This window comes from Pseudomonas sp. (assembly GCF_002796985.1).
Lineage (GTDB): Bacteria > Pseudomonadota > Gammaproteobacteria > Pseudomonadales > Pseudomonadaceae > Pseudomonas.
The window spans coordinates 42,439-59,047 of record NZ_PEKX01000004.1; the positions used below are offsets into that span (position 1 = coordinate 42,439).

Sequence of the window (16,609 nt, forward strand, 5' to 3'; positions counted from 1 at the left end):
CTTACCATCTCATGAAGAGAATATTCGTCGCAACATATTCTCTATCGAAGATTAATAATGGATCTCTCCAGCCTGGAAATCTTCCGCTGCGTGGCCGAAGAGCAAAGCGTCACCCGCGCCGCCGCCCGCCTGCAACGCGTGCAATCGAACGTCACCACGCGTATCCGCCAGCTTGAGGAAGACCTCGGCGCGGCGCTGTTCCTGCGCGATGGCAAACGCATGACGCTGACCGACCAGGGCCGCGACTTCCTCCGCTATGCCGAGCAGTTGCTGGCCCTGGCCAGCGAGGCGCGGCAGTCGCTGCACCCCAACGGCGCCAGCGGCAGCCTGCGCCTGGGCAGCATGGAAGCCACCGCTGCCAGCCGGCTGCCCGAGCCACTGGCGCTCTTCCATCGGCAGTATCCCGAGGTGGAGCTGCAGGTCAGCACCGGCCACAGCCAGAAGCTGCTGGGTGAAGTGCTCAATCGCCAGCTCGATTGCGCACTGATCGCCCACCCCGAGATTCTCCGCGCCGAGCCGGGCTTCGAGCCGAGGCTGGAGCGCGGCCTGCGCGCCGAGCCGGTATTCCGCGAGGAACTGCTGCTCGTGCTGCCGGGCAACCACCCGCCGGTGAAAAAGCCCGAAGACGTGCAGATTCGTACCCTCGCCGGCTTCACCCGAGGCTGCACCTATCGCCTGCTGGCCGAAGGCTGGCTGAAAGGCGCGCCGCTGGCGGTGCAGGAAGTGGGCTCGTACCACGGCATCCTCGCCTGCGTGAACGCCGGCTCCTGCATCGGCGTACTGCCGCGCTCGGTGCTGGAACTGCAACGGGAAATGCCGGACCTGCAGGCCGTGCCGCTGATGGAGGTGGACACCCTGCTGATCTGGCGCGAAGGCTACGCCACCGGCGCCTTCCAGCGCTGGCGGGAAACCCTCGAGGCTCGCCCGTGAGCCGCACGCCCCGCCTGCCCGCCGCGCTGTCCGCAGCGCTAATCCTGGCCGTGGGCATGGGCTTCGGCCGGTTCGCCTTCACCGGGCTGTACCCGCTGATGGTGCGCGACAGCGTGCTCAGCATCACCGGCGGCTCCCTGGCCGCCTCTGCCAACTACGCGGGCTACCTGCTCGGCGCGTTGCTATTGGCGCGCAGTCATGAAAAGCAGGCGGCGCGAATCTGCGTGATCGCCCTGATCGGCACCCTGGCTACCCTCGCCGCCATGGCCATTCCGGCACCGGCCTGGTTCGCCATCGGCGTACGACTGCTGGCTGGCGTGCTCAGCGCCATGGCCCTGGTCAGCGCCGCGCAGTGGCTGTTGCAGAGCATGGGCGAGAGCCATGGCGCGCCGATGATGTTCGCCGGTGTGGGCATCGGCATCCTGGTCTCGGCGGAGCTGATCGCTGCCGGCAGCGCCTTCGGCCTGGGCAGCTCGGCGATCTGGTGTGTGCTGGCGCTGGCCGGGTTGGTGCTGGCGCTGCTGGCTGCGCCCGCGCTCGGTCGCGAAGCACAGGCCGCGCCGCACCCCGCAGTGGACGGCACGGGACCGGCGCCGGAGCTGTCCGCGCCGATCATCCTGCTGGTCTACGGGCTGGCCGGCTTCGGCTACATCATCACCGCCACCTACCTGCCGCTGCTGATGAAGAGCGGCCTGGGCGCCATTGACCCGTTGCAGGTCTGGGCCGCTTTCGGCCTGGGCGCCGCGCCATCCTGCTTCCTCTGGCATCGCCTGCACCTGAAGCTGGGCGGCCGGCGCGCGCTGGCGCTGAACCTGCTGGTGCAGGCGGTGGGTGTGATGCTGCCGGCGCTGGGCGACTCCGCCTTCCTTTACCTGGGCAGCGCGGTGCTGGTGGGTGGCAGCTTCATGGGCACCGTGACCATCGCCATGCCGGCGGCGCGCGCGGTGGCCGCGCAGGTGCGCTTCAACATGCTCGCGGCGATGACGGCGCTGTATGGCGTCGGGCAGATCGTCGGGCCGCTGGCCGCCAGCGCGCTGCGTGGGCTGACTGGCAGTTTCGTCCCGGCGCTGGGGGCAGCCGCCAGCGCGTTGCTGGTGGGCGCAATGTGCTGTCTGCCATTGCGCCGAATGGAAACCGGTAGCAGCGAGCTTGCTCGCGAACGGATTCACCGGTAGCAGCAAAGTTGGGCTTGTTCGCGAGCAAGCTCGCTCCTACGAAAAGCAGCACGTAGGGCGCATAACCTGGAACAGGTTATCCGCCGACCACCTCACGGCGGATAACGCTGACGCGTTATGCGCCCTATAAATTCACCGGTCAGGCCGGCGGCTGCTGGCGGAAGGACACGCCCAACCTATTCCACACGTTGATCGCGCCGATGGCCACGGTGAGGTCCACCAGTTCCCGTTCGCTGAACTGCTCGCGGGCAAGTTCGAAGACCTCCAGCGGCACCTTGGATTCCGACAGCAGCGTCACTGACTCACACCAGGCCAGCGCTGCCCGCTCGCGTTCGGTGAAGAACGGTGACTCGCGCCAGACGCTGACGGCGAACAGGCGCCGTTCGGTCTCGCCACCGCGCCGCGCTTCCATGGCGTGCATGTCGGCGCAGAAGGCGCAGTGGTTCACCTGCGACACGCGCAAGCGCACCAGCTCCAGCAGCGGTTTCTCCAACGACAGTTCGAAGATGGCGGCTTCCAGCGCCAGCACCGCCTTCAGCGCTTCCGGCGAGGCGGTGTAGTAATCCAGACGCGGCTCCATGACGGCACTCCAGAAGATGACCCGGCCATTGTGCGCCGTGCCGCGCCAGCGGCAGGTGGCCAATCCGCAGAATTTCGGCCGCGCAACTTCACCGCATCACCCGCCAGCGCTACGCTTGCGCCACCGACAACCTCTATTGAGTCCGTGGAGTCCGCCCTTGGAGCTGCACCTGATCATCCACGGCCAGAAGGATCTCGCCGGGCAACTCTATCGCCAGCTGCGCGAAGCCATCGACTCCGGACGCCTCGCCGCCGGCACCCGCCTGCCGCCCAGCCGCCTGCTGGCCGAGCAGTTGGGCATCTCGCGCAAGACCATCTCCGACACCTACGCCCAGCTCACCTACGAAGGCGTGCTGGTGGGCAAGATCGGCAGCGGCACCTTCGTCAATACCCACCTGCCGCGCCACGACCGGCGCCAGGCTGGCGTGCGCTTCGCCAGCCAGGACAACATCGACCGCTGGGCCAACCTCGACACCCGCCTGCGCCACCCCGGCGCCGAGGGCACCGCCAAGGCCGACTTCATCGGCGGCACCACCACCCTGCTGCAATTTCCCCAGGAGGAATGGCGCCGCTGCGTCAACCACGCGCTGCGCCAGATGACCGGCCTGCGCGGACACTACAGCGCGCCCGAGGGCATCGCCCCGTTGCGCGACGGTATCGCCCGGCACATTTCCTATGCCCGCGGGGTGAACTGCCAGCTGGACGACGTGATGGTCTGCAACGGCGCGCAGCAGGCGCTGGACCTGCTCTCCCGCGTCCTGCTTCGCCCCGGTGACAAGGTGGCCATGGAAGACCCTGGCTACACCCCGGCGCGACTGATCTTCCAGACCCTCGGTGCCGAGGTGGCCAGCGTGCCGGTGGATGCCGAAGGCATCCGCGTCGATCTGATCCCCGACGGTACGCGGATGATCTACACCACGCCCTCGCACCAGTTCCCGCTGGGCATGCCGCTGAGCCCGGCACGCCGTGAGGCCCTGCTGGCGCGTGCGCTGGAGCTCGGCGCGCTGGTAATCGAGGACGACTACGACAGCGAATTCCGCTACGAAGGCAGGCCCACCGACGCGCTGCAGAGCCTCGATCGCCACGGCGTGGTGGCGTACATCGGCACTTTCTCCAAGGTGCTACTGCCGGAGCTGCGCCTGGGCTACCTGATCCCGCCGCCCAGCCTGTTCCCGGCACTGGTGCGCGCCCGGCAGATTTCCGACTGGCACAGCTCGACGCTGCCGCAATGGGCGCTGGCCAAGTTCATCAGCGAAGGCTACCTGCTCAAGCACATCCGCCGCTGCCACGGCATCTATGCCGGGCGCCGCGAGCGCATCCTCGCGCGGCTGGCCGGCGACCTGTCACCCTGGCTGGAAGTGGTGCCCTCCGTCGCCGGATTCCACCTCACCGCGCTGCTGCGCCAGCCGACCAACGTGGCGCTGCTCTGCGAGCTGGCGCGCAAGGTCGAGGTGGGTCTGTATGGCCTGGCGCCCTTCCACCAGCAAGTGCCGGTACGTGACGGCCTGCTGCTGGGCTTCGGCGCCATCGACACGCTGGACATCGACCCGGCGCTGGACAAGCTGCGCGACCTGTTGCAGCAGTTGACCTGAATCGAGCCTGGATGCCTCCGGGAGCGTAGGAGCGGACTCTGTCCGCGATCGCTTCCCGGCCGTATCGTGCCGGACCTTGGCCGTCGCGGACGAAGTCCGCTCCTACGCACATGGATAGCGCCGTCATGAGATTGGCCCGGCGGTTTTCCCCGAAATTGGCGGTTCAGCCAGAAGCGGCGCGCCCTTAACCTTTCAGCAGCGGCTTTGAAAGCCGGTTCCGGCCTTTCCCGAGACCCGACGTCAGCGCCCAATGGCCATCTACCCCGCCAGCAAAAGGAGCCTCGCCATGTCCCCGTCCGCCCTTGCCATCGTTCGCGTCCAGGCATTCCCCGGCCAGGCTGCCGCGCTGGGCAACCATCTGAACGAGTTGATCATGCAGGTCCGCCAGCAACCCGGCTGTCAGGGCAGCGAGTTGCAGGAGCTGGCCGCCGACCGCTGGCAGGTGCTCACGCGCTGGGTCAGCCAGGCCGCCCTGGAGGCGCACCTGTCCGGCCCGAAAGCGCAACACTGGCTCGGCCAGCTTGGCTGCGGCGACCTGGCGCTGGGCCTGGAATTCGAGAGCCGCAGCGTCGACTGACTCAGAAGGCCGAACGCACCAGCCCGCCATCCACCCGCAACGCCGCCCCGTTGGTGGCGGACGAAGCCTCCGAGCAGACGTAGAGCACCAGGTTGGCGATCTCCTCCGGGCGGGCGAAACGCTGCAGCAGCGAACCCGGGCGGGCGGTGCGGAAGAATTCGGCCTCGAATTCCTCGAACGGCTGGCCGCCCGAGAGCTTGTCGACGAAGTCGCCCACGCCCTCCGACGCGGTGGGCCCTGGCAGCACGGCATTCACCGTCACCCCGGTGCCCGCGCAGCTTTCCGCCAACCCGCGGGACAGGCCGAGCTGGGCGGTCTTGGTGACGCCGTAATGGATCATCTCGACGGGAATCTGGATGCCGCTCTCGCTGCTGATGAACACCACCCGGCCCCAGTTCTTCTGTTTCATGCCCGGCAGGTAGGCGCGGGACAGACGCACGCCGGACAGCAGGTTGACGTCGAGGAAGCGCAGCCACTCCTCGTCCGGGATGTCCTCGAAAGGCTTGGGATCGAAGATGCCCAGGTTGTTCACCAGCACGTCCACCGCCGGGTAGCGCTGCACCAGCGCGGCGATCTGCTGCGGGTCCGACAGGTCGCCGGCGAAGCCTTCCACCCTGGCGTCCGCCTGCCCGGCGCGAATCCGCCCCAGCGCTTCATCCACGGAGGCCTGGCTGCGGCCGTTGAGGATCACCCGTGCGCCTTCGCCGGCCAGGCCCTGGGCGATGGCGAAACCGATGCCCTTGGTCGAACCGCTGACCAGGGCGAGCTTGTCGGACAGATGCAGGTTCATGGGGACTCTCCAGTAGTCGGGAACGGACGAGTCAGCATAGGCGGCGCTTCCCAACGGCCGCCAGCCAGCCCGTCAGACGTGTGAAAAATGCCGGTTGACGCCTCGGACAGGTTTCAGCACAGCCATTGGCTCGCTTTCGAGGGTCCGTCGGCAGCCGCGCCGACGAGGCCTGCAGCCGATGTTTTGTAGGAAGACTGTTACATTTCTGAGAAAAAAATCGCGTCTATTTGTCGCTTATGTCTCTGTTCTGCTGGCGAAAATTCCATTCCCGACTAGCGTCAATTCCGTAAGCAGATATGTGTAGCACTGCTTTTCTCTGGGGATTGACCAGCCGGAAATAGGGAAATGCAGGCCAAATACCGCTCGAAACTCTTCCAGCCAGCCGCCCACGCCCTGGCCCTGGAACAACGCATCCTGTTCGACGGCGCCGCCGCCGCGGCGGTCGATCAGCAGCATCACGACAGCACCGCCGCCGAGGCGAAGGACACGGCCAAGCCGGCCACCGCCGTCGAGGCCCGCGCGCAGGCAGCCGCGCCCGCGCAAGCGGCGCCGCGCAACCTGGTGGTGATCGATGCACGCCTGGAGAACCGCGACCAGCTCGCCGCCAACCTGCCGGTGGGCACCACCGCACTGGTGGTGGATGCCGGTCAGGACGCCATTGCGGCGATCAGCAACGCGCTGGCGCAACTGGGCAAGGTCGATTCGATCCAGATCTTCTCCCATGGCGCCACCGGCCAGTTCACCCTGGGCAACCAGACTTTCACCAGCCAGAGCGTCGACCAGCTCGGCGACCGGCTGAGTGCCTGGCGCGGCGAGCTGAATGCCGGTGCCGATATCCAGCTCTACGGCTGCGACGTGGGCTCGGGCAGCACCGGGCAGGCGCTGGTCAACGAGCTGGCGCGCTGGACCGGCGCGGATGTCGGCGCCTCCAGCAATGCCACCGGCGCCAGCAGCGCCGGCGGCGACTGGAACCTGGAAGTCCGCAACGGCGACATCGACAAATCCATCGCCCTGAGCGCCGACACCCTGGTGAGCTTCCAGGGACTGCTGGCCGACGCCAGCCCCACGGTGGCCATGGGCAGCGGTGGTTCGACGGTGCGCCTGGGCGACCAATTCACCTTCGATGTCATCTTCAGCAACCCATCCACCCAGGTCGGTTTCGCGCCCTACATCGACCTGTTCATGCCGGCCACCGGGCGCGACGGCAATGACGGCGCCACTTTCGTTTCCGCCACCTACCTGGGCCAGGTGGTCAACCGCTACGTGATCCCCTTCGACGCCAGCGGCAACGCCACCCACCCGCTGGCCAAGGATGCCAATGGCAACGCCCTGGTGATCAACGCCGCCAGCGTCGGCATGAAGCCGGGCGACCAGATGGTTGTGCTGCAACTGCCTTACGCCAGCGTCACCAGTGGCCAGCCGGCGATCGCTATCCAGGTCACCGCGCAACTGAGCAACCTGGCCGATACCAGCTATTCCGACGGTGCGCCCAACCTCACCATCAACGCCCGTGGCGGCTTCGAGTACGGCAACGATTCGCTGAACAACCCCGCGCAGGACCCGACGCTGGTGGAGGCCGCGCTGCATAGCTTCGTGGTCACCCCGACCCTGCTGTCGGTCACCCAGACGGTGAACATGCCCGAGGGTGAAACCGTCACCGGGCCGAACTTCACCCGCACCGAGACGGTCACCGTGACCCCGGCCACCGGCCAGACCCTGACCAACGTCACGGTGACCCAGACGGTGCCCGACCAGGTCCACGTCAGCTCCATCACCCCCGGTACGGGCGGCACCCTGACCTCGGTCACCCTGCACGACGGCACCGTGCTGACCAACCCAACGCTGATCCAGGCCGCGTTGAACAACCCCAACGCCTTCGTCGCCAGCTACAGCATCCACTACGACACCCTGAGCGCCGCCAGCACTACCACGGTCGGCTTCTACGTGCCGGAGATCGACGCGGCCGGGCGGCCGGTGCTCGACCCTGCCACGGGCAACCCGCGCACCATCACTTTCGGCACCGCCACGGTGAACGGCGACTGGAACCCGCTGGACACGCGCGATCGCCCGGTCAACCCAACCGACCCGGACGGCTATCCGTTCACCGTCACCGGCGACGGCGCGGGCATCACCTTCGTCGCCAAGTCGATCACCCTGCTCAAGACGGTGAACCTGCAGACCGACGTCGGCACCCCCGGCATCACGCCCGGCGACACCCTGCGCTACACCATGGACGTGGCCATCTCCGACTTCTATGCCTTCGGCAGGAACATCCTCGGCCAGGGCCGCTTCACCGTCACCGACCAGCTCAGTGACGGCCAGACATTCTCCGCCGCCAACCCGCCCAGCATCGTCATCCAGCAGCACGGCGGCACGCAGGTCATTCCAGTGATCTACACCGCCACCGTGAACGCCGATGGCAGTACCACCCTGGTGTTCGACATCGCCCAGTCGATTGCCGCCGCCGTCCAGGGGCCAGGGGTCTACGCACTGTTCGGCGACCTGTGGGACGGCGATGCGCAGGAAGCTGCCACGCGCCTGACCATCGTCTACGACGCGACCATCGACACCACCTACACCACTGACCACCCGCCCCACGACCAGCTCAACGAGGGCGATAGCGTCAGCAACAACGCGGTAGTGGACGCCAGCGTGCTGCGCGACTCGGTGAACATTGGCGGCGAGCAGACCGATGGCTCCGGCACCACCAGCACCATCGACACCTCCAACATCGATATCACCCTGACCCAGGTGAACGGCGGCAACCCGCCGGCCAACGGCGAGCTGCGCCCGGGCGACGTGGTCACCTTCACCATTACCTATGACCTGCTGGTAGCGGACTACGAGAACTTCAAGCTCACCGCCTACCTGCCGCTGCCATTGCTCAACGCGGCGGGCATCAACTGGAGCATCGGCAACGGCGTCGGCCAGTGGAGCTTCGGCGCCGGCAACACCATCCTCGACGTGCCGGACAGCGTCACCACCGGGGCAGGCAACTCGATCATCTTCGACTTCGGCAACTATGTTTCCGGCGGGCTCAACGGCGGCACCGTACAAGTGCGCTTCACCATGGTGGTCGGCGACCAGCCCTATGCCGACCAGCGCGAACTCGACGTGCTGGCGCAGTCCAGCCAGACCACCACCATCGACAAGACGCCGCTGATTTCCTCGGACGTCGCGGTCATCGAGTCGGTCGCCGAGCCAGTGCTGGAAATCAAGCACGGCGTGGTTTCCAGCACCAACGGCACGGTCACCGGGACCATCGGCGCCTGGGCCCAGCCGGGTACCAGCGGCGTCCCCTTCAGCAGTAACGTGACCAGCCTCGCGGCGGTAGACGGCAACATCAGTGGCATCGACGGCGCCGACACCCTGCGCCTGGCCACCGCGATCAAGAACAGCGGCGGCGGCAACGCCTTCGACGTAGCCACCAGCATCACCCTGCCAGCGGGATTGGCCTTCGTTGGCGGCAGCCTCTCGGCTGCCAACCTGCAAATCTATCGCGGCGACGGCGCCCTGCTGGTACTGGGCACCGACTACAGCGTCAACGGCAACACCATTACCTTCCTCGACGCCAACAACCAGGGCACCCTGCTCGCCGGCCGCACCAATGCGCCTGACGGCAACGATGCCGCCGGGCGCAATGTGGTGGTGATCACCTACGACGTCACGGTGAACAACGCCATCCTCGCCTCCAGCACTCTGCAAAGCAGCGCGGCGCTGACCAACTACGCCAGCGTCGAAGGCGGCCAGGACTTCACCCCGGTGGACATCGTCGAGGTCGCCAACCAGCAGGTGGCCGCGCCGACCATCACCAAGACCTACCAGAACGGCAGCCTCACCAGCGACGACTCCAGCGCCGGCCACACCACCGGCAGCAACCTGGTGATCGGCGAGACGATGACCTATGACATCGTCGTCAGCCTGCCCGAAGGCAGCACCGCCAACCTGCGTCTTTCAGACCTGATCCCCCCAGGGCTGCGCCTGGACCTCACGGCCTTCGGCGGTGCGGGCTACCAGATCATCTACAACGCCGCGAACAACGGCATCGATCCGTTCAGCGGCGCGCTCACGCAGGCCTTCGCCGGCTCTGTCAACGTCCTCACCTTCAGCGGCGATGGCAGCGATGGTGGCGACCTGAACCTGCTGTTCAGTGCCGCCGGCTCCACGGCAGACAACAACATCGGCAACAACGCCTTCGTCATCCGCCTGGTGCTGGTGGCAAGCAACGTGCAGAGCAACCAGCAAGGCGTCACCCTGAACAACGGCGCGCAGCTGACCTACAGCGACCCGGACGGCGACACGCCCAATGGTGCGACGGCGCTGGACCGCACCGTCGCCAGCCCGCAGCAGCCCTCGGTGAGCATCGTCGAGCCGACCCTGACGGTGACCCAGCAGATCACCGCAACCCCGACCTATGGCGGTTTCGACCAGGGCGACATCGTCACCTTCAACATCACCATCAGCAACAATTCTGGCACCGACGCCTTCGATCTCAGCCTGCTGGACCTGCTGCCCACGCAGATCACCAACCTGACCTTCGACGGCGCCATCACCTACAGCGGTGGCGCCAGCAACCATGGCGGCGTCGACTTCATCATCCAGAACGGCCAACTACTCACCGCCACTGGCGCCAACATCGACATTGCCAACGGCGGCAGCATCGTCATCCACCTGACCGGTGTGGTGAACGCCTCGGCCGCCGGCCAGGCGGTTATCCCGAACAACGTCGTGGTGCGCTGGACCAGCCTGGACGGCACCGACAACACCACGGATACCCTTGCGGGCGAGCGCAGCGGCGACGACGGACTGCTCAACTCCGGGGTGCTCAACGACTACCGCCAGATCAACACGCTGCTGATTCCCGTCACCAACGGCATCCAGGTCTCCCGCGTCGGCGGCCTCGACGCCACCCCGCCGGCGACCAACTCCTCCGGTGCCACCGATACCGCCGGCCTGCAGGAAAACGTGGTGGTCGGCGAAATCGTCCGCTACCGCGTGGCCGTGGTGGTGCCCACCGGCGTCAACCCCGAGTACCAGATCCGCATCGAGCTGGCCGCCGGGCTGGAGTTCATTCCCGCGGACCTCAACAACATCCTTATCGCGTTGGGCTCCAGCGCCATTGGCGGCCTCACCACAGACGCCACTGACCTGATCAGCAGTGGCACCCTGGGGATGGTCGGCAACCAGAACAGCGACGTGTCGCTGCCGATCCATCCGGACCTCTCCGGCGACAAGCCCACCGGCGTCTTCAACATCAACAGCGGGCGCCTGCAGATTTCCCCTGATGGTCGGACCATCACCTTCAACCTGGGCAACCTGACCAACAACGAGGTCAACGACGGCGATATCGAAGGGGTGATCCTGGAGTTCAACGTGCGCGTCGCCAACATCGCCTCAAACAGTAGCGGTGCGCAGCTGAGCATGAACGTGTTCGAGCACGTCGGCACCGGCGGCGGGGTCGACCGCGGCCACAGCGCCACGATCTTCGAGCACGTGGTAGAGCCCGGTTTCACCGCGATGGACAAGACGGTCATCGACATCGCCGCGGGCAGCGCCCCCGACACCACCACCGCCACGGTCTCGGTCGGCTTCACCCAGAACGGCGAAGTACCGGCCTACAACGTAGCGTTGCACGACAAGTTCCCCAGCGGCAGCAACTACGCCATCCAGAGCATCATCATCAACGGCACGCCCTACACCATGGGCAACCTGCCGACGGGCGTCACCGCCAGCGACAGTGGCGGCGAGATCGTGGTCACCTTCGCCCAGCTGAACGTCAACGACACGGTGCAAGTGCTCTATAGCGTCACCCTGCCCAACACAATCATCCCCGACGACAGCAACAGTTCAGCGGTGCTGACCTGGACCAGCCTGCCCACCAGCTTCGAGGACAACGGCTGGAGCGGCTCGCTGCCGCTGACCGCCGGTAGCGCCGATGGCGAACGGACCGGCCAGGATGGAACGGGTGGGCTGAACGACTACGTCCTCAGCGACGGTGCCGGCATGGGCGTGGTGCGGGGCACCCTGTGGGACGACACGCGCTCCGCCAACAACAGCGTGACGCCCGACGGGCCCGGCCTGGGCGGCATCAGAGTCGACCTTACCTGGGCCGGTGATGACGGCGTGTTCGGCAACGCCGACGACCGCAGCTTCAATACCCTGACCGCCAGCGACGGCACCTACCAATTCGCCCTCCTGCCCGCGGGCAATTATCAGGTGGCGGTGGCGCAGACCTTCGATCAGACGACCAACAACCGCTTCCACGTACGTGTCGACACCGACACCGGTGCTGCCACCGTGGGCCTGGGCACCATTAACCTGAACCTGGGCGAAGGCGCCATTGGTATCGCCAACGCCGGCTACGTGCACCTCAACGAAGCGCCGATCAACACCGTCGCCGACCAGCATGGCGTCGAGGACACCGTGCTGCACATCATCGGCCTGGCCACCAGCGACGTGGACGTCAACGCCGGCAATGCCGACGGCATCATGACCGTCACCCTCAGCGTGCGGCACGGGGTGCTCTGGCAGACCGGGACAGCGCCCGGGCCGACCGACGCACCGCCTGCCGGCGCCGGCCGCAGCCTGACGCTCACCGGTACCCTGCAGCAGATAAACGTCCTGCTCAGCCAGATCTATTACAAGGGCGACCAGGACTTCAACACCTTCCGCAATCCCGAAACCCTGACCATGGTCACCAATGACCAGGGCAACTTCGGCGACAAGGACGGCGACGGCATACCCGGCGAAAGCTCCGATGACGCGCTGTTCGACAGCGACACGATGAACATCGTCATCGACCCGGTGAACGACGCTCCCATCGCCCACCCCGACATCGCCATTGCCCTGGAGGCTGGGGGCCTGAACAACGCCGACCCCGGCGTCGACCCCACCGGCAACGTGCTGACCAACGACACCGATGTCGACATCGACACCAACAACGACTTCCTCAGGGTAACCCGCCTGGAGAACTCGACCGGCGGCTTCGTAGCGGTGCCCACTGCCGGCGTGGTCAGCCTCGCCGGCCGCTACGGCACGCTCTTCATCACCGCCGGCGGCGGCTTCCAGTACGTGGTCGACAATGCCAATACCGAGGTGCAGGCGCTGCGTACCGCGGGCGACGTGCTGCGCGAGTCCTTCGGCTACTTCATCACCGACAGCGGCGGCCTCGGCAGCTCGACATCCCTGACCATCGACATCCACGGCGCCAACGACACGCCGACTGCCCTTGCCGATACCGGCCCCGCCATCGAAGCGGGCGGCACCAACAACACCAGCGGTGGCCAGGATGCCACCGGCAACGTGCTGACCAATGACACCGACGTGGATTCGGTAGCCCTGGGCGAAACCAAGTCAGTCAGCCTGGTGCGCTACGACGGCATTGGCGGCGGACAAATTTTCCCGGTCGCCTCGGGGGCGCCGGTGACCCTGAAGGTCCTCTACGGCAGCCTGACGATCAACGCCGACGGTACCTATCGCTACGTGGTGGACAACAACAATCCCGTGGTCCAGGCGCTGTCCCCCAGCGACCCCCTACTCACCGAACAATTCACCTACCAGGTGACCGACAAGGGTGGCCTGAGCGCCATCACCACCCTGACCATCACCATTCAGGGCGCCAACGATGCGCCGGTGGCCGTAGACGATCACGCTAATGCCACGGCCGGCGCCAGCGACGGCAGCCCGGCACCCGTTAACACCAGCGGCAACGTGATCACCGGCAACGCCGGGGTGGGCACCGACACCGACGTTGACAATGCCGACCACCCCAACGCCGACAAGCTCAAGGTCGACGGCGTGCGCTCCGGCCTGGAAACCGCTGGCGGGACCTTGACCGGCGTCACCGCCGGCATCGCCACGACCATCACCGGCACCGTTGCGCGGTTGGCCAACGGCAGCATCGTCAGCGGCAATTTCGGCCAACTCAGCCTCAACGACGACGGCACCTACAGCTTCGTGGTCAACAGCGCCGACCCGGCCATCCGCGCCCTCACCGCCAACCAGAGCCTGGACGTCATCTTCACCTACCGCATCCATGACACCGGTGGGCTGACCGATCAGGCGCAGCTGGTGATTACCGTGCGCGGCGTCAACGACCCGCCCATCGTGCAGCCGGTAGTCATCCATGCCACCGAAGCCGGCGGCCTGCTCAACGTGGTTCCGGGCCTGGACCCGACCGGCAACATCCGCAGCTCCTACGTCGACCCTGATGGCGACCCCCTGACCATCACCGCCGTGGTCAACGCCAACGGCGTCAGCGGCAACGTCGGCGCGGACCTGGCCGGCAACTACGGTATGTTGCTGCTCAACGCCGACGGCAGCTACCGTTTCGTGGTCAACAACCTCGATCCGGCGGTGCAGTCGCTGCGTACCTACAACGACACGCTCAGTGACGTCTTCACCTACAGCGTCAGCGACGGTAACGGCAAGACCGTCACCCGCACCTTCACCATCATCATCCACGGGCAGAACGATGTCCCCATCGCCGCCGACGATGCCAAGACCGCCATCGAGGCAGGTGGCACGCTGAACACCACGCCCGGCGCGCCCGCCACCGGCAACGTGTTGCCCAACGACCTGGACGTGGACGGCGCCGCCTACGGCGAAACCCACGTGGTCGACGCCGCGCGCACCGGCGACAAAGGCGCGGCCGGCACGCTGGTCGACCTGACCGCCAGCGGCGGCGTGATCGCTGGCACTTACGGCACCCTGACCCTCAACGCCAACGGCACCTACACCTACGTGGTGAACGACAGCCTGGCCGCCGTGCAGGCGCTGAAGAACGGCGACAGCCTGACCGAGGCCTTCACCTACCGCATGCACGACGCCGACGGCGCCAGCTCCATCGCCCAGTTGACCATCACCATCGACGGCCGCTACGACGCCCCGGTGGCCAACGACGACATCAACTACGCCGTGGCCAACCTCGATGGCAGTGGCGGGCGCAACCCCAGCGGCAATGTGATCACAGGCCTGACCGGGATCTTTGCCGGCATCGGCGCCGACACCGATGTCGATGCCGGCGACCACATGGCCGTCACCAGTATTGCCGTAGGCCCGGAAGGCGCGCAGATCAACACCGTGGCGGTAACGCCGGGCAGCCCGCAGACCATCATCGGCGCCTTCGGCACCCTGGTGATCAACGCCGACGGCAGCTACCAGTACTTCGTCGACAACACCAACCCCGACATCATCGCCCTCGGCCCGCTGGCCTTCGCTCTGGAAGCCTTCACCTACCAGGTGACCGATGATGGCGGACTCAACGACCAGGCCACGCTGATCATCCTGGTCCGCGGCCGGAACCAGGCGCCGGACACCGTGCCGGACTTCGGCACCGCCGTGGAAGACGGCGGCCTGCACAACGCCGTGCCGGGCAGCAACCCGTCGGGCAACGTGCTGGCCAATGACACCGACCCGGACACCATCACCACCATCCCGCAGGACGTCATGCACGTCGTCTCGTTCTGGGCCGGCGACGGCCCCATTCCGGCCGACGCCACGGTTCCAGGCCAGAGCCTGCGCGGCCAGTACGGCACTCTGACGCTGCATGACGACGGCAGCTGGAGCTACGAGCTGGACAACTCCCTGGCGGAAGTCGAAGCCCTGCGCGCCAGCGGCCAGACCCTGCAGGACAAGTTCACCTACCTGGGCGCGGACATCTGGGGCGGTGCAACCCCCGGCCTGCTGACTATCACCATCGACGGACGCAACGACACGCCCATCGCCAGCGACGACAACGCGCAGGCCGTGGAAGCGGGCGGCGTCAACAATGGCACGCCCGGCGTCGACCCTCGCGGCAACGTGCTGGACAACGACACCGACGTCGACGGCGTGCCGTACGGCGAGACCAAGTCGGTCGTGTACTTCACCAACCAGAACGGCGCGACGGTCAACGCCGGCAACGTTCTGCAAGGGCTGTATGGCAAGCTGACAATCAACGCCGACGGCAGCTACGAGTACCGCGTCGACAACGACAACCCCACCGTGCAGGCCATGCGCACGGCCGGCGAGAAGCTGCAGGAAGTCTTTACCTACCGCATGCGCGACACCGCCGGCGCCACCTCCGATGCGCGCCTGACCGTGATCGTCCAGGGCGCCAACGACAACCCGGCGGCGCGCGACGACAGCAACAGCGCCACCGACCAGACGCCCGCCCCGCAGGCGACCGGCAACGTGCTGCCCAACGACAGCGACGTGGATGGCGGCGACTCGCTGACCGTCACCGGCATCCGCGCCGGACAGGAAGCCGGCAGCGGCGCCGCCGGCGTGGTCGGCCAGCCCATTGCGGGGCGTTACGGCACGCTGGTCCTCAACGCCGACGGCAGCTACACCTACACCATCGACCTGAGCAACCGCGAAGTGCTGGCAGCGGCGGGTCTGGGGCAGGTGCTCAAGGACTACTTCACCTACACCATCAGCGACCTGGCCGGCGCCACCGACGATGCCCAACTGACCATCACCCTGGACATCGCCACGCCGTACATCCCACCGGGCCCGCACTTCGACCGCTTCGGGGACGACGGCTACCCGCGTGATCGGATTCCCGACGTGGACCCGGCGATCTTCGTGCAGCCGGTGGTCGAGCGCATCGATGATCGCCTGTCGCTCTCCGCCTGGGGCGCCGACGGCAGCGACATCGACATCTTCGCCACGCCGGAGATCGAGAGCCCGTCGCTGGGCGCACAGCTTGGCGTGGTGAAAGGCCAGTTCGTCGCCCGTGCCGTGGCCGAGAGCCGGCGCGCCGCCACCCTGGACAAGAACTGGGTGGACGGCCGCCACGGCGTCATCAGCCTCAGCGCCGACGGCCTGCTCCCCGATCCGTCGTTGTGGGCGCCCCTGCCCGGCGACATGGTGGCCAAACCCGACAAGACCGCGCAGACCGCACGGGGCTTCCGCGCCCAGTTGCGCGACGCCGCCCAACGTCGGGACGGCAACCCATGATGCGTACGCAAAAATCACGGAAGGA

General features: G+C 66.8%; 7 protein-coding genes. 5 read left to right on the plus strand and 2 right to left on the minus strand.

Going from position 1 to position 16,609, the window contains the following annotated elements; translation table 11 throughout:
* Positions 1-57 precede the first annotated feature (57 nt).
* Together CTR55_RS03230 and CTR55_RS03235 are read left to right on the plus strand one after the other, a co-directional pair.
* Entirely contained in the window at positions 58-930 is an 873-nt protein-coding gene (locus CTR55_RS03230; RefSeq protein ID WP_296284110.1) for a LysR family transcriptional regulator, read from the plus strand.
* The gene (locus CTR55_RS03235; RefSeq protein WP_296284111.1) at positions 927-2,105 is read left to right on the plus strand and encodes a YbfB/YjiJ family MFS transporter; all 1,179 of its coding nucleotides are present in this window, start codon (positions 927-929) and stop codon (positions 2,103-2,105) included. The genes CTR55_RS03230 and CTR55_RS03235 overlap by 4 nt, the downstream gene beginning before the upstream one ends.
* A 139-nt stretch (positions 2,106-2,244) precedes the next feature.
* Here CTR55_RS03235 and CTR55_RS03240 read toward each other — a convergent pair whose 3' ends face one another.
* The gene (locus CTR55_RS03240; protein ID WP_296284112.1) at positions 2,245-2,685 is read right to left on the minus strand and encodes a carboxymuconolactone decarboxylase family protein; all 441 of its coding nucleotides are present in this window, start codon (positions 2,683-2,685) and stop codon (positions 2,245-2,247) included.
* A gap of 157 nt (positions 2,686-2,842) precedes the next feature.
* Here CTR55_RS03240 and CTR55_RS03245 point away from each other — a divergent pair, with 157 nt between their 5' ends.
* Together CTR55_RS03245 and CTR55_RS03250 are read left to right on the plus strand one after the other, a co-directional pair.
* Entirely contained in the window at positions 2,843-4,276 is a 1,434-nt protein-coding gene (locus CTR55_RS03245) for a PLP-dependent aminotransferase family protein (protein ID WP_296284113.1), read from the plus strand.
* Between the two features lie 286 nt (positions 4,277-4,562).
* Positions 4,563-4,853 (plus strand): antibiotic biosynthesis monooxygenase family protein, encoded by a 291-nt coding sequence (locus CTR55_RS03250; protein WP_296284114.1) that lies wholly within the window; start codon positions 4,563-4,565, stop codon positions 4,851-4,853.
* Position 4,854: 1 nt separating this feature from the next.
* Here the strand turns inward: CTR55_RS03250 and CTR55_RS03255 are convergent, their stop codons facing one another.
* Entirely contained in the window at positions 4,855-5,643 is a 789-nt protein-coding gene (locus CTR55_RS03255; protein ID WP_296284115.1) for an SDR family oxidoreductase, read from the minus strand.
* A 345-nt stretch (positions 5,644-5,988) separates the two neighbouring features.
* On the opposite strand from CTR55_RS03255, the gene CTR55_RS03260 reads away from it, so the two are divergent.
* Positions 5,989-16,584: a VCBS domain-containing protein gene (locus CTR55_RS03260; RefSeq protein WP_296284116.1), complete on the plus strand. Its 10,596-nt coding sequence runs from the start codon at positions 5,989-5,991 to the stop codon at positions 16,582-16,584.
* Positions 16,585-16,609 lie beyond the last annotated feature (25 nt).